Source organism: Kaistella sp. (assembly GCF_049588135.1).
In the GTDB taxonomy this organism is placed as follows: Bacteria; Bacteroidota; Bacteroidia; order Flavobacteriales; family Weeksellaceae; genus Kaistella.
Genome location: NZ_JBAVFG010000078.1, coordinates 1 through 21131, shown reverse-complemented (window position 1 = coordinate 21131; position 21131 = coordinate 1). Strand labels below are relative to the sequence as shown.

Annotated in this window: 20 protein-coding genes; 4 read left to right on the top strand and 16 right to left on the bottom strand. The window is 35.1% G+C overall.

The genetic code is table 11. The features are described from left to right. Nucleotides 1-1141, top strand: a 1141-nt coding sequence (serS, locus tag WBY99_RS04575; protein WP_423975154.1) for a serine--tRNA ligase, incomplete at its 5' end; no start/stop codon positions are given. Between the two features lie 94 nt (nucleotides 1142-1235). Here serS and WBY99_RS04570 read toward each other — a convergent pair. From WBY99_RS04570 to WBY99_RS04530, 9 genes are all read right to left on the bottom strand, one after another. After that, entirely contained in the window at nucleotides 1236-1721 is a 486-nt protein-coding gene (locus WBY99_RS04570; RefSeq protein WP_423975153.1) for a hypothetical protein, read from the bottom strand. 71 nt (nucleotides 1722-1792) lie between these two features. Then, complete coding sequence (locus WBY99_RS04565; RefSeq protein ID WP_423975152.1) at nucleotides 1793-2536, bottom strand: sulfite exporter TauE/SafE family protein; 744 nt, start codon at nucleotides 2534-2536, stop codon at nucleotides 1793-1795. After that, the gene (locus WBY99_RS04560) at nucleotides 2527-2982 is read right to left on the bottom strand and encodes a FixH family protein (RefSeq protein WP_423975151.1); all 456 of its coding nucleotides are present in this window, start codon (nucleotides 2980-2982) and stop codon (nucleotides 2527-2529) included. Before WBY99_RS04560 ends, WBY99_RS04565 begins: the two co-directional genes overlap by 10 nt. Before the next feature lie 8 nt (nucleotides 2983-2990). After that, a complete protein-coding gene (gene ccoG / locus WBY99_RS04555) occupies nucleotides 2991-4439 on the bottom strand; it encodes a cytochrome c oxidase accessory protein CcoG (protein WP_423975150.1) in 1449 nt (482 codons plus the stop codon). Between the two features lie 87 nt (nucleotides 4440-4526). Beyond that, nucleotides 4527-5402 carry a c-type cytochrome gene (locus tag WBY99_RS04550; protein WP_423975149.1) on the bottom strand — a complete coding sequence of 292 codons (876 nt, stop codon included), beginning with the start codon at nucleotides 5400-5402 and terminating at the stop codon, nucleotides 4527-4529. A gap of 28 nt (nucleotides 5403-5430) precedes the next feature. Further along, nucleotides 5431-5628: a cbb3-type cytochrome c oxidase subunit 3 gene (locus WBY99_RS04545; protein ID WP_423975148.1), complete on the bottom strand. Its 198-nt coding sequence runs from the start codon at nucleotides 5626-5628 to the stop codon at nucleotides 5431-5433. Between the two features lie 21 nt (nucleotides 5629-5649). Beyond that, nucleotides 5650-7929, bottom strand: coding sequence for a cytochrome-c oxidase, cbb3-type subunit I (ccoN, locus tag WBY99_RS04540; protein WP_423975147.1), 2280 nt, complete (start codon nucleotides 7927-7929; stop codon nucleotides 5650-5652). Between the two features lie 5 nt (nucleotides 7930-7934). Beyond that, nucleotides 7935-8156 (bottom strand): cbb3-type cytochrome oxidase assembly protein CcoS, encoded by a 222-nt coding sequence (gene ccoS / locus WBY99_RS04535; protein ID WP_423975146.1) that lies wholly within the window; start codon nucleotides 8154-8156, stop codon nucleotides 7935-7937. A 119-nt stretch (nucleotides 8157-8275) separates the two neighbouring features. Beyond that, nucleotides 8276-10666 carry a heavy metal translocating P-type ATPase gene (locus tag WBY99_RS04530; RefSeq protein WP_423975155.1) on the bottom strand — a complete coding sequence of 797 codons (2391 nt, stop codon included), beginning with the start codon at nucleotides 10664-10666 and terminating at the stop codon, nucleotides 8276-8278. Between the two features lie 91 nt (nucleotides 10667-10757). On the opposite strand from WBY99_RS04530, the gene WBY99_RS04525 reads away from it, so the two are divergent. From WBY99_RS04525 to WBY99_RS04515, 3 genes are all read left to right on the top strand, one after another. Beyond that, nucleotides 10758-11471 (top strand): Crp/Fnr family transcriptional regulator, encoded by a 714-nt coding sequence (locus WBY99_RS04525; RefSeq protein WP_423975145.1) that lies wholly within the window; start codon nucleotides 10758-10760, stop codon nucleotides 11469-11471. A gap of 77 nt (nucleotides 11472-11548) precedes the next feature. After that, entirely contained in the window at nucleotides 11549-12364 is an 816-nt protein-coding gene (gene panB / locus WBY99_RS04520; RefSeq protein ID WP_423975144.1) for a 3-methyl-2-oxobutanoate hydroxymethyltransferase, read from the top strand. Further along, the gene (locus WBY99_RS04515; protein WP_423975143.1) at nucleotides 12364-12696 is read left to right on the top strand and encodes a hypothetical protein; all 333 of its coding nucleotides are present in this window, start codon (nucleotides 12364-12366) and stop codon (nucleotides 12694-12696) included. Before panB ends, WBY99_RS04515 begins: the two co-directional genes overlap by 1 nt. Nucleotides 12697-12773: 77 nt before the next feature. On the opposite strand, the gene WBY99_RS04510 is transcribed toward WBY99_RS04515, so the two are convergent. From WBY99_RS04510 to WBY99_RS04480, 7 genes are all read right to left on the bottom strand, one after another. After that, nucleotides 12774-13232 carry a heme-binding domain-containing protein gene (locus tag WBY99_RS04510; protein WP_423975142.1) on the bottom strand — a complete coding sequence of 153 codons (459 nt, stop codon included), beginning with the start codon at nucleotides 13230-13232 and terminating at the stop codon, nucleotides 12774-12776. Next, nucleotides 13229-14911, bottom strand: a complete 1683-nt coding sequence (locus WBY99_RS04505) for an Ig-like domain-containing domain (RefSeq protein ID WP_423975141.1) — start codon at nucleotides 14909-14911, stop codon at nucleotides 13229-13231. Before WBY99_RS04505 ends, WBY99_RS04510 begins: the two co-directional genes overlap by 4 nt. A gap of 28 nt (nucleotides 14912-14939) precedes the next feature. Next, entirely contained in the window at nucleotides 14940-16199 is a 1260-nt protein-coding gene (locus WBY99_RS04500) for a serine hydrolase domain-containing protein (protein WP_423975140.1), read from the bottom strand. An 86-nt stretch (nucleotides 16200-16285) separates the two neighbouring features. Further along, the gene (locus tag WBY99_RS04495) at nucleotides 16286-17215 is read right to left on the bottom strand and encodes a 2-hydroxyacid dehydrogenase (RefSeq protein ID WP_423975139.1); all 930 of its coding nucleotides are present in this window, start codon (nucleotides 17213-17215) and stop codon (nucleotides 16286-16288) included. A 110-nt stretch (nucleotides 17216-17325) separates the two neighbouring features. Beyond that, the gene (locus WBY99_RS04490; RefSeq protein ID WP_423975138.1) at nucleotides 17326-17841 is read right to left on the bottom strand and encodes an acyl-CoA thioesterase; all 516 of its coding nucleotides are present in this window, start codon (nucleotides 17839-17841) and stop codon (nucleotides 17326-17328) included. Further along, on the bottom strand, nucleotides 17817-18572 hold the full coding sequence (locus WBY99_RS04485) for a hypothetical protein (RefSeq protein ID WP_423975137.1): 756 nt from the start codon (nucleotides 18570-18572) through the stop codon (nucleotides 17817-17819). The genes WBY99_RS04490 and WBY99_RS04485 overlap by 25 nt, the downstream gene beginning before the upstream one ends. 113 nt (nucleotides 18573-18685) lie before the next feature. Beyond that, nucleotides 18686-20800: a TonB-dependent receptor gene (locus WBY99_RS04480; protein ID WP_423975136.1), complete on the bottom strand. Its 2115-nt coding sequence runs from the start codon at nucleotides 20798-20800 to the stop codon at nucleotides 18686-18688. Nucleotides 20801-21131: the final 331 nt, after the last annotated feature.

Genomic DNA, 21131 nt, shown 5'->3' with positions numbered 1-21131 from the left:
ATTTGAACTCGATCAGAATTTAGCGGAAATGAATACCATTTCTAAAGAAATTGGTCTTTTAATGAGAGAAGGTAAAAAAGAAGAAGCCGAAACTGCAAAATCGAAAACCGTAGAATTTAAAGAAAATTCGCAAAATCTTCAAGAACAATTAAAAAATTCTGAAGCGAAATTATTAGATATTTTATACCAAATTCCAAACATTCCTTACGAGAAAGTAAAAGCTGGAACAACTGCAGATGATAACGAAATTATTTATCAATCTCATGATGTAGAAGGTTTGGGAGAAGGAGCAATTCCGCATTGGGAGTTGGCAAAGAAGTATAATATCATCGATTTTGAATTGGGTGTGAAAATAGCTGGTGCTGGTTTTCCTGTTTATTTGGGGAAAGGTGCAAGATTACAGCGTGCCTTGGTTCAGTATTTTTTAGATAAAAATGCAGATGCAGGTTATATGGAAGTAAATCCGCCACATGTGGTGAATGAAGCTTCTGGTTATGGAACTGGACAATTGCCAGATAAAGAAGGACAGATGTATTACATCAATGAAGATAATTTATATTTGATTCCAACAGCAGAAGTTCCGGTGACGAATATTTATCGTGATGTGATTGTAGATGAAAAAGATTTGCCGATAAAAAACACAGCTTTTTCTCAATGTTACCGAAGAGAAGCGGGGAGTTATGGCGCTCATGTACGAGGTTTGAATAGATTGCATCAATTCGAAAAAGTAGAAATTGTTCGTATTGAAAAACCTGAAAATTCGTATGAAGCTTTGGAAGGAATGGTGGAACATGTAAAATCTATTTTGGTTGATTTAGAATTGCCTTTTAGAATTTTAAGATTATGCGGTGGAGATACCGGTTTTGCTGCAGCAATGACATATGATTTCGAAGTTTGGAGTGCTGCGCAGGAAATGTGGTTAGAAGTTTCATCGGTTTCTAATTTCGAAACCTTTCAGGCTACCCGATTGAAATGCAGATTTAAAAGAGAAGGGAAAACGCAATTAGTGCATACTTTAAATGGTTCTGCGATGGCTTTGCCGAGAATTATGGCGGCTTTATTAGAAAATAATCAAACTGAAAATGGAATTAAACTTCCAGCCAAAGTTGCAGAATATGCAAGATTTTCAATGATTGATTAAGAGCTATTTCTTTGCAATTATATAGAAAACCACCAAAATTTTGGTGGTTTTTGTCTTTGATTTTGCAAATTTGCGAAAGCTTTTATGAATGAAACTAGTTGTATTTCCACTTATCGTTTTTCAGATTTTCTACCGTTTTGGATATTTCTTCAATGGCTTTTCCTAGAAAATCTATTTTATTTTTTAGTAGATCTTCATCATTAGTTTGCCAATAATCGGTTTCATCGATTACTTCGAAATCTTCAAAAAAAGGTTCTATTTTTCTAAGAAAATCAATCACTTGTTTATGAATTTCAACGCCGGCAAATTGGCTTTTACAAGAACTGTGAAAATATAAATCGTCATCAAATTCCATCAATAGTGGCTCGCAGTTCTTTACAGGTAAAATATGAATTCCTTTTGCAATAAAATCTTCGGTATTCACTTTGCCATCTTTGACTCTAAATAAAATATTTTTTTGATTTTTAAAGAGGGTATATTCCCAATCTTGTTTCTCGGAATATTGGGTACAGAAAAGCATTAAATTAGTAAAAACGTCTTCGGATTTAAGTTGCCCGTTAAAGTGAATGGTACTTCCCATGATTTATATTTTATTCAAAGGTAAAAAAATCAGGAAAAGTGAAAAAAAACATCCGTTTCGATTATTCTTTTTTAATGACAAGTCGCATGATTGCCCTGTTGATGATCTTTTGAATCATTGTGGATCACCTGCATTGCTTCTTTTTTTGGAGAGATATAAGGGATGCCGATTTCTAATCCACGAAGGATAAATAATCCACCTAAAACAATCATCATGACTGGTACAAATTTCAAGATTTTAATTCTAAAAGCAGCGGTCATCAAATTTCCTAAAAGTACTATTGCAAACATAAATGGTAAGGTTCCGAGTCCAAAAAGAGCCATGAAGGTTGCACCTTGCCAAATTCCACCAGAAGCTAAACTTGCGGTTAAAGCCATATAAACCATTCCACAAGGCAGAAATCCGTTGAGAATTCCGGTAGAGAAGCGTGATCTGTAATCTGCTTTTTGAAGGAGTTTCCCCAGATTCATTTTAATTTTAAATAAGAATTTGGAAAGGAATGAGATTTTCGAGGCAAAATCTTTTCCACCAAATGAAAATATTGCCATTAATATTAGTAAAACTCCGACTGCGATTGTTAAATATTGTTGAAAACCAGCCATTTCAAAGCCTTTTCCAACGATTCCTAAAATCGCTCCTAAAAGAGCGTAGGTTACAATTCTACCCAACTGATAGGTTAAATTTTGAAGGTAATAATTGGTCGCCTGCTTTTTGGTTAAACCCATCGAAAGTGCGATAGGACCACACATTCCGATGCAGTGGAAACCAGATGCAAATCCTAATCCAAGGGCAGAAATGATCAATGTTATTTCCATAAAACGTCGTAATCTACCTGATATGGTTTTTTATCATGAGACCATTTTATTTTAAGAGTGTAGGAGCCTTTAGAAATCACTTGTTTGGGGACAAGGATTTCATTATGAGCATCTAAAGTAATTTCCCTTTTCACATCTAGGTTTGCGTCATCGGTACGAAAGAGTTCGAATTTCACATTTTTATTTTCGGGAGTAATTGTAGCTGGAAAAGAAATTTTCATGCCTTCTGCAAGTTCCTGATATTTTGGAATTTCTGCCAATTGTTCTGCATTCTTTTTTGCGTCGATTACTTGTTGGTAAAGCAATTCGTCGCCGTAGTAGTCATTCGAAACAAGTTCTGATGTTTGTTGGCCATAGGTAAACCCAAAAACCATGAATAATATAAATGCAATAAATGAACCTAGTGCGATCATTACGCCGTGTGCCCACGTTAATTTTTTAAACATATTTTTAATTAAAATTGAATTTTAAAAGGCCCTTCAAAACTGGTTTCGAAAGAATCGAGTAATTTTCCTGATGGATCATAAACGCCGATTTTCACTTTTTGTTTTGAGAGTTTAATTTCATTTTCAGGAAAACTTAGGTTTACGGTTCCTTTTGTTATTTGATCTTTTTTAAGAAGAATTTTTTCTTCGCCACTAAGGGTAATTTTACCGTGTTCTGGTTCAATTACTTTGATGGTAACCATTTGATCTTTTGTAGATTTATTCAGGAACGTATAATTGTAGATATTGGTGATATTGCCGTCTCTCACAAAGAATGTAGATCCTGCAGGTTTAATAAACTTAGCTTCCATTGAACCTCTATTGCTCAAAAGAAAACCTAAGAATGCGACCATTAAAATTAAAACTGCAGTATATGCTTTCATTTTGTTGGTGAATTTGAAAGGCTCTTCTTTTTCAATCTCATCCTCAGTTGCATAACGGATTAATCCTTTTGGAAGTCCAACTTTTACCATCACCTCGTCGCAAGCGTCGATACAAGCAGTACAATTTACACATTCTAATTGTTGACCATCTCTAATGTCAATGCCAGTAGGACATACGACGACGCATTGGTTACAATCGATGCAGTCTCCTTTTCCTTCTGCGGTACGATCTTCGCCTTTTCTCCATTTTGAGCGATTTTCTCCTCTTTTGAAATCGTAATAAACATTAATGGTTTGTTTATCGATTAATACCCCTTGCAATCTTCCGTAAGGGCAAACCAATGTACAAACCTGTTCTCTGAACCACGCAAAAGTAAAGTAGAATGATGCGGTAAATATTACCATCACCAAAAAACTAGAGAAGTTCGTGAAGGGACCTTGTTGCATGATATTAAATACTTCTTTATAACCTACGATGTACATGTACATCCAGTGCGTAATAATTAATGATATTACGAGAAATGTAAAGTATTTCAAAGCACGCTTCCCAATTTTTTCTGCGTTCCATTCCTGGCGGTCTAGTTTCATTTGTTTGTTACGGTCACCTTCAATCAGGTAGTCCACTTTTCTAAAGATCATCTCAAGAAAAATTGTTTGTGGGCAGATCCACCCGCAAAATATTCTACCGAAAACTACCGTAAAGAGAATAATGAATACAATCGATGTAATTGCTCCTAAAGCCAAAATGAAAAAATCTTGTGGAAAAAATGGTTGACCAAGAATAAAAAACTGTCGATCGAGAATATTGATAAGTAAAAACGGATTGCCATTAATCTTCATAAATGGAATCGCAAAGAATAAAGCAAGCAGTATAATGCTTACTAAGGTTCGGTAATTAGTATATCTTCCGGCCGGCTTCTTTGGGAAAACCCACCGGCGCTTGCCAGATTGTTCCATAGTTCCGATGGAATCTCTGAATGTTTCTGCTTCTACAACTTGTCCTTGACCGCCTTTTATATTATTATCTTCTGACATTTCTTACCTCAATTAAAAAAAACATAATCCGTTACCTTTTTTTGTTAAAGATAACGAATTATGTTTTCATAGTAAATTTTTTAGTTCTTATTTTTCCCAGTTAGCAGGAGTTCCTTGTGGAGCTGCACCACCTTCTGCTACAGTAATAGGAGGTTGTTCTTGGTTGATATGGTACACATAAGCTGCAACATTTTGAATGTCGAAACCTGTTAAAACTCCATTTTTCCCCCATGCTTGCATCGCCGTTCCGGTAACTCCGTTTTCTACGATATGGAAGACATTTTTAAATAATGTTTTTTCTGGCTGGTTGATCCAAGTGTTATCGGTTAAATTTGGACCAATTCCTCCTCTACCACCTTCTCCGTGACAAGAGATGCAGTTTGTTTTGAAAACTTCTTCACCTGCTGCAATATTGTCTGGCGAATAAACTGCATTATCAATCGTTGGAGGTGGCGTATTTTTAACATATTCTGCGATACTTGCAGTCTGTGCTTTATATTCTGCATCATACTCTACACCTTGATGTGCGAAATCTGTTGTAAAATAGGAAACCATATAAAAGATACAGTATGCAACTCCGAAATAGAATAGACCCAACCACCATTTTGGTAATTGATTATCTAACTCCATAATTCCATCGAAACCATGATCGATTAGAATATCTTTTTCTTCTGTAGTGGATTGTTTTTTGAAAGCACTTTCGTATAGTCCTTTAAAATAAGGTGTTTTCTTTGATGTTATATATTCGCTTTTCTCTGCATCGGTTAATTTTTTGAATTGATCATTTTCGATCAAGTCGCCAATTGCATGATGAATCATTGCAAGGATTATACTGATTGCCACTGTACCCCAAAAATAAGGAGAAGATAAGAATGTTGATTCTTGTACGAACATATAATACGCGACTAGTAAAATCGCAAGTATTATAACGATGCTAACATATACGGGGCTTCTTTGTTTCATAATAGTTTAATTTTTAAAATTAAAGATTTTAATCTTTAGTATCATTATCTTCAATATCATCATCTAAAGGTGCATTTGCTTCTTTATCATAATGTTTTTTCGGTCTAGAAAAAACATAAAAAATGATACCTAAAAAGAAAATTAAAAATAATATCATGGACAATGTTTGGTAAAAACCAACATTCTCGCCGTTTGATAAGATGTCTTTTACGCTTTGAGGTATCATTTTAGTTTCTTTTTAAATGAATTAGTTTGTACTCGCGGTTTGAATTTCAGTTGTTTTGATATCAGTTCCAAGTCTTTGTAAATAAGCAATCAATGCGATAATTTCTTTTTTCTCTAATGGAACAAAGTTCGCACCGTCTGCTTTTTTCTTAGCTTCGTAAGCATTTTTTACGTCTGCAGCTTGCGAGTAAATTTCCTTAACAATAGCGCTAGCTTGGTTGTCTGCCCATGTATTAGCCGAATCGATTTGTGCTTTAGTGTAAGGTACATCAAATGTATTCTTCATCAACTCGATTTTAGCGACCATTTGGCTTCTATCTAAATCTCTTGCAATTAACCAAGGATAACGTGGCATGATGGATCCTGCTGAAGTTACTCTTGGATTCAACATGTGTTTGTAATGCCAAGAACTTGGGTTTTTGCCACCTTCTCTATGTAAATCTGGTCCGGTTCTTTTCGATCCCCAAAGGAAAGGTCGGTCATACACAAATTCACCAGCTTTCGAATACTGACCGTTTTTACCGTTAAATCGAACAACTTCATCACGGAATGGTCGAATCATTTGGGTGTGGCAAGAGTTACATCCTTCTCTGATATATAAATCTCTACCTTCTAATTCTAATGGTGAATATGGTTTTACCGCTGCAATCGTTGGTACATTTTCTTTAATTAATAGCGTAGGTACAATTTCTACAAAACCACCAATGGCTACTGCAACAAAAGATAATACAGTAAGAAGGGTAGGCATACGCTCAATCCAAAGGTGAAGTCCTTCTCCTTCTTTTCTTTGGTTTGAAATTTTTGCTAATGCAGGAGCTTCTGCAGGTACATTCTTTTGGAATGATCCATTTCTAACTGTTGCAACAACGTTAACACACATCAATATAGCTCCAGAAATATAAAGCAATCCACCTACGAATCTCATTTCATAGTAAGGAATAATTGCTGTTACTGTATCTAACCAGTTTTTGTATAATAATGTTCCGTCTGGATTAAATTGTTTCCACATTAAACCTTGAGTAAATCCAGCGATATATAAAGGCACAGCGTAGAAAATAATTCCTAAAGTTCCTAACCAGAAGTGCCAGTTTGCTAATTTTACAGACCATATCTTAGTTCTCCACATAATTGGGATTAGGTAATAGATCATTCCGAAAGTCATGAAACCATTCCATCCTAATGCACCAATATGAACGTGACCGATTACCCAGTCTGTATAGTGACCAATTTTGTTTAAAGTTTTTGTTGCTAAAATAGGACCTTCGAAAGTTGCCATACCATAACAAGTAATTGCAACCACAAAGAATTTCAGAGTTGGGTTTTCTCGAACTTTATCCCAAGCCCCACGAAGGGTTAGTAATCCATTCAACATTCCACCCCAAGATGGAGCAATCAACATGATTGAGAAACCTGTCGCTAAAGCTTGTGCCCAACCTGGAATTGCAGTGTACTGTAAGTGGTGAGGACCCGCCCAGATATAAACGAAGATCAATGACCAAAAGTGAATAATCGATAATTTATAAGAGAAAACGGGTCGATCTGCAGCTTTAGGTAAGAAATAATACATTAACCCTAAAACAGGAGTTGTCAATACGAATGCTACTGCGTTGTGACCATACCACCACTGAACCAAAGCATCTTTAACACCAGCATATGCCGAGTAAGATTTCCATCCTGTAAATGATAAAGGAACTTCTAAGTTGTTGAAAATATGAAGCATTGCAATCGCTACCCATGTTCCTAAGTAAAACCAAATGGCAACATACAGGTGACGAACTCTTCTTTTAATAATTGTTGCGAACATATTGATTCCGAAAACCAACCAAATTACTAAAATCAAAATATCGATTGGCCATTCGTGTTCTGCATATTCTTTTGAGGTATTAATACCCATTAAGAAAGTAATAACAACAGATACGATCATTAATTGCCATCCCCAGAAATGAATCCAAGAAAGCGTATCGTTCCACATTCTTGTTTTCAATAATCTTTGCGTAGAGTAATAGGCTCCAGCAAAGAAACCATTACATACAAATGCGAAAATTACCAAACTGGTGTGAATCATCCTGATGCGACCAAAACCAAAAGCACCATGGCTATTGATAAGACCTTGTAGATTTCCACTTTGCAAACTAACAATTGTTGCATCGTCCGTACCAAAGAAAAATTCAGGCAGTTCCGGATAGAAAAGCATTAGTGCTGCTGTAAGCCCCATTAAGAAACCAAGTAGTCCAAAAACTATGGTTGCATAAAGAAACGCCCGCACTATACTATTGTCATAACTAAACTTTTGTGTTTCCATATATACTAATCACTTTTTACTTCTGTTTTTTTATCTAATTTTTTGCTCGATTCTGCTTCATTAAAAACTTGTGAATCTTCTTTTATAATTTCTGAATCAAGCAATATTCTAACTGCGGGAGATTCATCATCTTCGAACTGTCCATTTTTTGCACTTATTATAAAAATAATCAGAAAAATGGCTCCTAAAGAGACACTGCAAAGAATCATTAAATATAATATATCCATATTGTTTGCAAATTTAACTTTTTAACCGGCTTCAAATTTACTTAAAAATTATGATATTCATCATTAAATGTTAAATATTGTTAATTTAAAATATTTCTAAATAACGGTATGAAATTATTTTATTGTTTGATTTTAAAGTATTTAGATGATCGAATCCAAGTCGCAAGCGATGTGAAAATGACCACACTTATTGAACTTATCGGCATTAAAATCGCTGCCACTAATGGAGATAGATGTCCTGTAACAGCAAATGAAAGCCCAATGACGTTGTAAAACAAACTGATCGCAAAAGTGAATTTCACAATTTTTACGGCATCTTTTGATAAGTCAAAATATTTTTTTAATTCATTTATTTTATTTCCAGCCAAAATGACATCAGATGACGGGGTAAACGAATGTGTGTCATCTGCCACCGCAATTCCTACATTGCTTTGTTTCAATGCGCCTGCATCATTTAATCCGTCACCAAGCATTGCAACTTTTTTGTGGTCATCTTGCAGGGTCTTTATGAAATTCAGTTTGTCTTCTGGGCTTTGGTTAAATTTCATTTTCTCCACACTTGGCACCAAAGACTTTAATGAGCGCTCTTCCGACGAATTATCTCCACTTAATATATGGATTTGATAATCATCTAGTTCAGAAAACATCTCCGACATATTATCCCGATATTCATTGGTGAAAATATATTTGCCCAAAAAATCATTGTCTCGTGAAATATAAACGGCAGTTTCAAGGTTTTTTGAGGATTGCCCGATAAATGTAGCCGATCCTATTTTGTATATTTTTCCTCTAACTGCGCCAACATATCCTTTTCCGGGTGTTTCTACAAAATGTTCGATTGGGAAATATTCTTCATCAACTTCCAAAAAATGGTATAAGCTTTTGGATAAAGGATGGTTTGAATTTTTCAGTAAACTCTTAAGATTCTTTAGGTCAAATTCAGAAATCTCTTCGCCTTCGAAAACGATGTTTGCTTTTTTGTTATGGGTAATCGTTCCCGTTTTATCAAAAACAAGCGTGTCGATTTTTGCTAATTTTTCAATGGTCAAAGTGTCTTTTACATAGAGTTTATTGCGTCCCATAATCCGCATAATATGTCCTAAAGTAAATGGTGCAGAAAGTGCCAAAGCACACGGACAGGCTACAATTAAAATCGCAGCAACCACCTGAAACATTTTTTCGAAATCATGTTGTCCCCAATAAATCCCCGCAATGAGCGTAATTCCCAAAATGATAAAAGTAAAATATTTACTCAAGTCATTGGTCATGGTATCGAGACCGGTTTCGAATTTCTTAAAGGCTTCTTTATTCCAAAGTTGTGTCAAATAACTTTGATCAACATTTTTAATGACTTCAAGTTCAAGTACTGAGCCTACTTGTTTTCCGCCGGCAAAGATTTTATCTCCAGGCTTTTTCGGAATCGAAGCGCTTTCCCCAGTAATAAAACTATTGTCAATATTTCCTTCCCCTTGAATTAAAATCGCATCAACTGGAATGATTTCCTGATTACGAACCATGATTCGATCACCAATTTTCAGTTCATTCAATAAAATATTTTGCTGTTTTCCGTTGAAATCTACTTTTGTAACGGCGATAGGATAAAAGGATTTGTAATCTCTGTCGTACGATAAAGCGTTGTAGGTTCTTTTTTGGAAAAGTTTTCCCATGAGCATGAAAAACAAAAGTCCACATAAGGTATCGAAATATCCGGGACCATAATCGGTTAGTACTTCATAAATACTTCTTCCATAAAGCATCAGAACTCCTAAAACAATAGGAACATCGATATTCACGATTTTGTTTTTCAAGCCGAACCAAGCCGATTTAAAATAATCTGATGCTGAATAAAAAACCACCGGAGTTGCTAAAAGAAACATGACAAATCGGAACATGTTCTTATAAGTGTCCATCCAGTAATCGGTCGTACCCATCACCTGTTCGGCATATTCTGGATAAGAAAAAAACATTCCATTACCAAAAGCAAATCCGGCGATGGCTAATTTTACAATTAAGGTTTTGTCAAAAGTTTCTTCTTTTTTATCGGCAGTTTCCAGATTAATTACTGGTTTATATCCTAGATTCGTGAGGAATTTGGCGAGTTCGCTGAGCTTTAGTTCATGATGATTGAAAGAAATCTGAACATTCTTTCTGGTGAAATTGACCTGCGAATAATTGATGTTCTTATTCAAAGTCTGCAAGCTTTCTAAAAGCCAAATACAGGATGAGCAATGAATTACAGGAATTTTAAAAGTAACTAAAGAAGTGTTGCCTTCCGAAAAATCGGTTACTTTACTGAATACTTCAGGAGTATCTAAATAATCAAATTGTGAAGTGTTGTCATCATTTGGACGAATCCCAGAACTTTTGTTCAGTTCATAGAAGTTCCCCAAGTTATTCATGTTTAGAATTTCGTACACCGATTTGCATCCATTACAGCAAAAGGATTTTTCATCGAAGTTGATAAGCTCTTTGTCTATGGTCTGACCACAGTGAAAACAGTTTTCTGGCAATTTATTTAAAGTTGGAAGCACAAAATTATAATAAATATATTTGTGTTAGGGTTTAAATTACCCTATTTTTGCTGATAAATGTCATGCAATTATGTCGTTAGAAAAACAAACCCTGATCGAAGAGAATTTACAGAAAGTATTTAATGATGAATCTTTTAAAGAAATGCTTTCTGCTGAAGATTACGAAAAGTACATTTCAGCGAAACAAATTTTAAAATTTAATAAAGGCGGAATTATTTTCGAAGATGGCGAAGTTCCAAATGGTGTTTATTTTTTAAACAAAGGAACTGCCAAACTATCTAAACAAGGAGTTTATGGGAAAGACCAAATTCTTAGATTCATCAAAGAAGGAGATTTAATAGGATATCGTTCTTTACTTTGTGGTGAGGATTTTCAGGCAAAAGCAGAAGCAATGACCGAAGTTGAAGCCACTTTTTTACCCTCTGCTTTATTCCTCCAACTTTTAGAAGTAGCCCCAAAGTTTTCATTTGTAATGTTACAGAAAATAGCTTTTGAATTGGGTGAATCTTCAAACACCGTAACTTTTTTAGCACAAAAAACGGTTCGAGAAAGATTAGCAGAAATCCTGCTTTTACTAGAACAGAAATTAGGAACAGATCCTGAAGGATTTATCAAGATTTCTTTAACAAGAGAAGAAATTGCCAATATTATCGGAACGGCTACTGAAAGTGCGATTCGTTTAATTTCTGAGTTTAAACAAGATAAACTCATCGAAGTGGAAGGAAGAAATATCAAGATCTTGAACCACGAAAAACTGATTAGATTGGGTCACGTTATCATGTAGTTCTATTTTTTTTAAGAAAATTAACATAGAATTTATCTCTATAACACGGTCTTATAAAACCAACACCAAACTTAATTATGTCTGTACATTCAGAAATAAAAAAAATTACCACCGAGACTTTGCGAAAAATGAAATTCGACAAAGAGAAAATCACCATGCTTACGGCGTATGATTTCACTACCGCTAAAATGGTGGATGCCGGCGGAATTGATGCAATCTTAATCGGAGATTCGGCAGCAAATGTAATGGCTGGTCATGAAACGACACTTCCAATTACTTTAGATCAAATGATTTATCACACCCAATGTGTGGTTCGTGGCGTAGATCGCGCATTGATTGTCGCAGATTTACCTTTTGGTTCTTATCAAAGTAATTCCGAAAAAGCTTTGGAATCTGCGGTTCGCATGATGAAAGAAGGAGGTGCACATTCCGTAAAAATTGAAGGTGGTAAAGAAATTGAAAAATCAATTACCAAAATCATTAATGCAGGAATCCCTGTAATGGGACATTTGGGTTTAACGCCACAATCGATTTATCAATTCGGTACTTATAAAGTAAGAGCAAAAGAAGACGCAGAAGCCGAGAAATTAATGAGCGACGCAAAATTGCTTGAAGAATTAGGATGCTTTGCGTTGGTTCTGGAAAAAATCCCGGCTGATCTTGCAAAAAGAGTTTCTGAAAGCATTTCGATTCCAACCATCGGGATTGGGGCAGGCGCTGGTTGCGACGGACAAGTTCTTGTTTATCACGATATGGTCGGTATGAACCAAGGTTTCTCACCGAAATTCTTAAGAAGATATTTAGATTTATACACCGAAATTACTGGAGCAGTTTCTAGTTTTGTGAAAGATGTAAAAACCGGGGATTTCCCAAATGAAAACGAAAGTTACTAATGAAAACAAATACAACAACCATTCAAGGAATTTTATCGATCGGTGCTTTAGTTTGCATCGTAGTCGGATTTTTTAATCTTCTCTCACCAGAAATCAATGAGTTTCTGTACCAGAAATTATTTTATATTTTAATTGGCGCAAGTTTCTTTGTTCAGGCACCAACATTAACCAACAAAAACTTTCTCTATCCGATGTACGCAGCGGCGGGACTTTGCATCATTGGAGCTTTTATCCCGGTGGATTCGCAGTTCAAAGCAATGAAAACGATTGGTCTTTTCGCTGGAGTTTTAATGTCGATTTTCAGCAGACCAAGAGCGCCGAGACAACAATAAGCTGATCTCATTTAAACTGGAATAAAAAGAAGGACTGATGCGCAATCGCGTCAGTCCTTTTTTAGTGTAAATAAAATCTAGTAATTCCCAGTTTTTACAATGTTTTCAAAATAGTTGGTGAGCAATGTTCTTTCGGCTTTTGTTAGATTCGCATCCGGATGTTGAGCCACATAACCCGGCATCGGCATCGTATATATCTTTAAAGAATTGACGGTCATGTCGAGCATATTCTTTTTTAGATCACGGTTGAAAGTTCCCCATTCAGAAAGGTTAAGGTATTTTTTCCCTTTATTGACATGGTGTTTTACAGACCAGGAAATCGGTGCAATATATGCGTATTTGGGGTAAGCCGTTTCGTTGGAATGGCAGTCGTAACACGCTGTTTTTAAAAGATGTTCGACGTTTTTGGGAGTATTGTAAACCTTTACAAAATCTACTTTTGAATCCACAGGTTTGTTGGTTCGGTCAATCGGAATAAACTGTATCAGTGCAATAATGATTAGAAACCAATACAGGATATTTAAAAAAGTTTTCATTTCGGGTTGGCATTATTTAATGGAGTTTCGGCTGGACTTGTTTTTGGCTTTTCAGCATCGTTTGTGTTTTCTTTTAAAAGATTCCAAGTTTCGCGAATTTCCCAAAGCGGTCTTACTTCTATTTTTTTATCGAAGATATAAACAGGTTCTGCAAAAATATTGTCCGCAAAATCTGCAGGATCCCAAATGCCATTTTCATTTTCATCTACCAAAATTCGCAGTTCATATTTCCCTGGTTTTAGCGATTTGAAATTGATTTGCTTTTCAATTCCATATTTAGAATAGGCAATTGTACCATTTTCAGTAACCATCTGAATCCAGAATTTTTGCTTCGGAGCATTTTCTAAAGTCACTAATAATTCCCCATAATTTTCTATTTTATCAGCTTCAAAATCAAAACGATAAGTTTTTTTTATGGTTTCATAGAAAGAAGATATCGTTTCTTTCGGAATGTTTAACGAATATTTTTTACCTTCTTTAAAATTCGATTTAATATAAATTTCAAAAGGATTTTTTTCAGAAATTTCTGCAGTGAAATCTTGTTGAATGCTATCGGAAACCAGTGACCATTTTTCTGGTTGAATTTTATCAACAAAATAATTAGAAGTAATCACGAAATTTTGTTGTGGTGGAAGTAGATTCCCTCGGTTATTGGCAATCGACATTTCATTCTTCGTATTATAACGATAGAAAACAGAAACGCTGTCTTTCTTAATGCCGTTGTCATAACTGAATTTCAGGTTTTCTGTGCTGGTAATTCCGATGTTTTGCGCTGGTGCATTAAACCAAATCATCACAGAATCTGATTTTGGCAAATGAGTCACTTTATAATCTTTCAGTTTTTCGTTCAGTGAAGCCACTTTTACATCATTCGGATTTCCTTCGAAAGTCATTAAAACTCCACCTGGAACTTCTTTCATTTCTTGATATTTCAAAGGTTTTCTGGAAGGATAAAGGTTAATTTTTAAACCAGAAATACTTTTGTTTAAAGTAATTTTATCTTTTAAGAAACCTACTTTTTCTTTTCCACTATCATATACTGAATTAGAATTGCTGTCTTCAAAAGCCAAAAGCCGATAGTTGCCTGGCGCTAAATAATTGAGCTCAAAATATCCGTCTGAATCAGCGTTCGTAATATAATAAGGTTTTTGGCGATAATCCATCGAGTCTTTTTCTTGGTAAAGTCCAACAACCAAGTTTCCTTCTTCTGTTTTTTTATCTTTTTCATTGAGGAAGCTTTTTAATTCCCCACTGATGTAGAGGCTGTCGATTTTAGGACCCGTAGAAAATGCAAAATTATAATAGCTAAGTGCATTACCTTCATTATTATCTACAATCGCATTTCCGAAATTGAAATTATAAGTCGTGTTTTCTTTTAAAGTATCTGCCCATTTAATCAACAGGTATTTGTTGCTTATCGCTGACGGAAGAATCTTAGTAATTTGTTTTAAAGGGGGCGAAATAATCAATTGTTTGTTGATGTCTTTCAGGGTAATATACTCATCAAAATCAATTCGAAGTTCCTTAATGTCACGCGGAACATTAACTCTCGGGCTGTCGATATTGCTTCCAATTACCTGTGGCGGAATAGTGTCTTTCGAGCCTCCAACTGGTGAGCCAACTCGTGCACAAGAAGCCATTAAAAAACTGATGAAAACCAAGAAGAGGAATCTTTTCATGAAACGGATTTGTGCAAAATTAAGAAATTTATTCACTGTAGATGTCATTCACCTGATTCTGTTTCAGCGTGTCGGTTTCATTCATTATTTTTCTGATCTTTTCCTTTTCAGGAGGCAGGTTTTCAAATATTCCCGATAATGCCAAAGCCGAATAAACCCGATTAGAATATTTATTGCCAATTGCGATAATCGTAACTTTAGATTTCAGTAAATGCGCAAATACCGAATTTGTTCCGTGCCACCAACCGTTGTGATAGGTGAGTTTTTCACCATTATTAAAAATTTTCATGCGGAAACCTAATCCGTAATTATTGACCCCTGCACGTTCGTTGCTGTAAGGTTCAAAAATCAGATCCTTTAAATCAGATCTCAGAAAATCTTTTGAATAAAGGGCTTTCGAAAAATTCAATAAATCTCTCGGGGTTGTATAAACGTTTTTGTCACCGTAGATTAAATCAAGTCGGTCGTAAGGATAAACTCTTGGACCTTGTTGATAAAATGATTTTGCCGCAGTTAAAGTATTTTTTTCCTGAAAGATGTAAGAGTCTTTCATTTTTAAAGGACGAAAAACCATTTGATTCATCGCTTCCGGAAAAGTGGTTTTCGTGACTTTTTCTATGATTAATGCCAAAAGTGCATAATTGGTATTGCAATACATAAAACCGGTATCTGTATTACGGGCAAGTTCCGGTTGGTATTGAATAAGCAAATTTAAAATGTCCTGATTGGTCAAGAATTTCTTTGAAAGTTCTGCCGGTGCAGGTTTTATCTTTTCAATGAAATGTTCATATTTCGGCAAACCACTTCTTTGACTTAGAAGAGTGAAAACCGTCACTTTCGGATAAGGAAATTTCGAAAAATATTTAGTTAAAGGATCATCCAGTTTAATTTTCCCGGCTTCTACCAATTTCAAAGTTGCCATTGCGGTAATCGTTTTAGAAACGGAAGCCACGTGCAAAGCTACGGTATCATTAATCGGTTCCTGATGATTGGCTTGAGCAAAACCGCGGTAATTTTCGTACAGAATTTCGTCGCCTTTAGCCACAATCAAACCGCCCCATAGATCTCCTTTTTCCCAAACGTTTTTATAATAACGATGGAGTACAGCAACAATAGAATCTTTGTTTTCTAATTTGCCGTCTTTCCGACTGAAAACGTTATCTAAATCGACGTTTCCGTAATTGGGTAAAGATGTTTTGGAAGTTTCTTCTGTGGTCTTTTCTTTTTTACAAGAAAATAAAATAAGTGTAGTTAAAAAAAGGAAAAGGAGGGATTTGGAAAATTTCATTAAAAAAGTTTTGGCTTAAAAATCTCCGCAATATAGGGGATTTTAGCAAAAACAAAAAAGACTGAAGTCATAAAGATTTGTTAACACTAGGGAAATTGAGCCAAAATCTTATCTACAATAACTTGCGCTAATTTTTCTTTACTTTGAATCGTCCAACCTGCAATATGCGGTGTTACAATTGCTTTTTCTGAATGTAAAAGATATTCCAAATCTTCATTTTTTGTGGCGATGTTTTCAAAAGAAGGTTTTTCGTATTCCAAAACATCGAGGGCGGCTCCTTTTATTTTTCCAGATTTTAAAGCTTCAACTAAATCTTTCGTGTTTACATTTTCACCTCTCGCAGTGTTCACGAAATAAAAATCTTTCGCCATTTCAGAAATGAATTTTTCATCGAATAAATAATGCGTTTCTTTCGTAATGGGAAGATGTAAACTTATAATATCAGCTTCTTTTTTTAAAGTTTCCAACGAAACTTGTGTTGCAAATTCATCGGAAAGATTGGGCAAAATATCATGAAAAATTACGTTTACTCCAAACCCTGAAAGTCTTTTGGCAGTGGCTTTTCCCATATTTCCGTAGCCGATTATTCCGAAAGTTTTTCCTAAGAGTTCGTCGCCGCGGTTTTCTTCTCTTTTCCAAATTCCGTTTTTTACTTCCTGTGAAGAAATAAAAAGTCTGTGCATTAAAATCAAAAGCATTCCCAAAACGTGTTCAGCAACCGAATCGCGATTTCCTTCCGGCGAACTGATGAGTTTGATGCCTGATTTCTGCGCAAATTCAACGTCAATGTTTTCCATTCCGGCACCGACTCTGGCGATGAATTTCAGATTTTTTGCGTTTTTGACGAAATTCTCATCAATCGGAATTCTACTGCGAATAATAATTCCGTCGTAGTTTTCTATCTTTTTTAAAACTTCGTCATAAGTAGAATTGAAATCTTCATCGAACGAAAAACCTTTCGCAGAAAGTTGTTCTGTAATTAAAAGATGGTTTTTATCGAGAAGGAGAATTTTCATTTTTTTAATAATAATTAAATTGAAGAAAAGTAATTTCCATGCAAAGACTCAAAATTTTTTATACAAAGAGTGCGGAGAATTTATCTTTGAACTGAATCAGTGAATGTTCTTTAAGACCCAAAAAGTTTTTTCAGCTCCACAGAATCAGCGGGTTTCATTCTGCCGGAAAGAATTAAAGAAAGTTCTTTCCGGCGCAGTGCAGCGTTAAATCTTTCTATTTCTTCGTCAGTTTCAGGAATCATTTTCGGAATCGGAATTGGTCGGTTGAATTCATCTACCGCCACAAAAGTGTAAATCCCTGAATTGGTGTGAATTTTTTTCTGATTGATGGGATCATCTAACCAAACGTCTACATAGACTTCCATTGAAGTTGAGAATGCTCTTGAAACTTTGGATTCCAAAACCACGATTCCACCTTCCGGAATGGGATGGTCAAATGATACGTGATTTACAGAAGCCGTTACCACACGTCTTTCGCAATGTCTCGCTGCAGATATTGAAGCACATCGATCCATTTTTGCTAAAAGTTCACCACCGAAAAGATTTCTTAAAGAATTCGTTTCATTAGGTAAAACGATGTTGGTCATTACGGTTAGCGATGCTAATGCGTTTTTGGTTTTTTCCATTGAGATTTTGAATAATTTTTAGAGCTCCATTTTTTAACAGGAGCTTTTATAGGTGCAATCGCTTTCTGTAAAGAATCATTTTTAATAGAATCCATCGCAAGTTGAACTACGTTTAGCGAATCTATTTTTACAGAATCTTTTTTAATTGGCATTACTTCTTTTTTAGGCATTTCGTTTTTAAAAGATTTATTACCGAAAATCGTTTCAGGTTGGGTAACTCCGAGGTAGGTTAATCCTATAACTCCGATGAGTAAAGGAGCAATCCAGAAAAAAGAGGTTTTTAATTTGTAGGGATTCCCATTTTTAAGGGGACTGTTTTTTATTTCAGAAAGGTTTATTTCTTCTAATCCATAAAAATCGGCGGAAAGGTTTTCAGCTCTGTTTCCCTGAAAAAACATTTTGCTGTCTTCTAAGAAGAAAGTTCCTAAATGATCTACTTCTACTTTTTTATCTTTATTAAGGGTCGCATTCCAATAATTAATTTGCTTTTTAATTTCGATTTCGGCATCGATGAGCGGAATGTTTCTTTGCTTTGAAAGATATTGCGCGAAGTCATTTGTGTTTTCTGAAATATCTGTTTTAAATGCTGTTTCTGTTCCTGGTGGCAAAATGTTTTTTCCCTCTTTATCCACCACAGCGTTAATCGTGTGCAGATAAAAAGTTCCGAAACCAGGAATGGAAACATTACCTTGTTTTCTTAGATATTCGAGAAGATGTAAGGAGAAATTCATACTTGGCAAATTTATGTTTTTTGATTCATTTAATCAAAAATAAAAAAGACTGCCCAAAAAGCAGTCTTCGATCAAATCATTGCGGAAAAACATTAATAATGTTTCGTTAACTTTTATTGAAATTTAATGCTCATGCCGAATAAAAAATTCGTTCCCGCTTGTGAAAAGTAGAAAGGGTTCTGATCATAAACAAAACCATTGTTCACATATTTCTTATTGAAAATATTGTTGACTAATAATTTGAGATCAACTTCAGTTCTTTTTAGATTTAAAGTATATTTCGCATTGAAATCGGTTAGGAAATAATTGTTTAGTTTTAAATTTTCGTTGTTCGTGTTGTCTAGAAATTGGCTTCCAACATATTGATTTTGAATCCCTAAGCTGAAGCTTTTGGTCGGATTGAAATTAACCAAAACATTCGCAATTGTGTTGGGCGAAAAAGAAATCGGCGTATTTCCGAGGTTTTCAATTCCTGCCAAAGTTTCGTTTCGGAAATCTTTGTTTTCATTTTTACTTAAAGTGAAATTCCCAGACACATTCCATTGTTCCGAGAGTTTTGCGAAAGCGCCAAACTCAATTCCCATTCGGTAACTCGCTCCCGAATTTACTCGAATAAATTCACCAATATTGTTGATTTGCCCGTTCAAAACCAATTGATTCACATAATTCATATAATATAGATTGGTGTTGAAAGAAATTTTCCCGACGGTTTTTTCAATTCCCGCTTCGAAATCGTGAAGCTTTTCGGCCTTAGTTTCGGGGTTTGCAAATAAATCGTCGCGATTTGGTTCTCGGTGAGCATGAGCATAAGAAATGAATAATTTCCCGGAATTGATTTTATAATTTACGCCCACTTTTGGATTAAAAAACATCCAGTTTTTATTCAAATTTGCGCCTTCATCATCGCCTTGTTGCAAAATTTTAGTATCATAATTTATGTTTCTAAGTTGCAAATCGCCGAAAAATTCGAATTTATTTACGGAAAAAATCGCTTTTGCAAAACCCGCAAATTCCGTTTTCATAGCGTTATTTCTGTAATATTCGAATTCATTAATTTGCGGATAAAAAACTCCGGAAACATTCCCGTAATGTTTTCCATCGTATTGATTTCCAACGATTCCAATATTCAAATCTAAGTTTTCAAACTTTCCGTATAACGTAGAAACTCCGCCATAAAAATCATTGTCCAACCATTTTTTTCTGATGAAATCGGTTCGCTTAATTGTTTGATTATCTGCGATTAAGTCGGGTAAATTGTATTTCGAAAACTTCGCGTCTTGTTTGTAATTTTCGTAATATCCTTTTCCTTTGGTGTAATGAAAAGTGGTTTCCAGATTCCAATGATTATTAAAGTTTTGCTCCCATAATAATTGATAATGGTTTTGGCGATAATTATCGGTTTCGTTGTCATAAAACCCGACAATATTTTCCCAATTCGCATCATAAATTGCTCCGGAATAATTGAATTTCGGGTTGGTTTCCCAAGTTTCCTTATCGATTCCGTTCCAAGCTTGATAGGTTTTTTCTTTTCCGCCAAAAGCCATCAAACGGATTTTCGTTTTATTTTCTTCGAAAAGAGCAGAGAAATTGTAAGAGTCAAGATCGGAAAAAGCACGATCAATATAACCGTCAGAATGAATTTTGGTGTATCTTCCCATCAATGATAAGCGGTCTTTCCAGAATTTTCCACTTCCAATTTCTGCAGAATATTTATAGGTATTGAAAGAGCCGTAACTGTCGTCGGTTTTGAGATAAAATTTCTCTTCAGGATTTTTAGAAATCACATTCACGCTCGCTCCGAAAGCCGAAACGCCGTTGGAAGAAGTTCCCACGCCGCGTTGAATAATAATTTGCGAAGCCGAACTCGCCAAATCGGGAACATCGACGAAAAAAGTTCCTTGCGATTCGGAATCGTTGTACGGAACGCCGTTCAGCATCACATTAATTCCGTTTCCACCAACGCCGCGAATTCTGAAACCTGTGTAACCAATGCCATTTCCGGCGTCGGAAGTTGAAATAACTGAGGTCTGATTTTTGAGCAAAATAGGTAAGTCTTGCCCGAGGTTTTTGTTTCCTAAATCTTTTTCTACGTTAATGATTTCTTTGGAAACAGGTAGTCTTTTTGTGAAATTCACACTTTCAATTTCGTGAATTTTCAAGCTGTCTTGCGATACATTTTGTGCAAAACAGAATGGACTCATAAGTCCTAAAATAACAAATCCTTTCATTCTTTTAATTTTTAAGATTAATTGAATAAAAGGGGCGATTAATTTAATGTAACAATTTGAAAATTTATCGATGTAACAATTGGGAATTGGTACATTTTCACATTGATAAATTGTTTCATTAATAAAATTCCCTAAACAGCATTACCTGTTCCAGGTTCATTGGGTATAATCTCAGCTTTTCACAGCACCCCTTTAATTTCAGTTGGCAATATTACAAAAATTTTTCTAATATTTTTTATTCGTGATGTCGATGAAGAAATAGTTGGTTCCATCTTCTGTTACTTCGAAGAGGCGTGCCAATTTCCAACTGTAATTTCTTTTAATATCATTA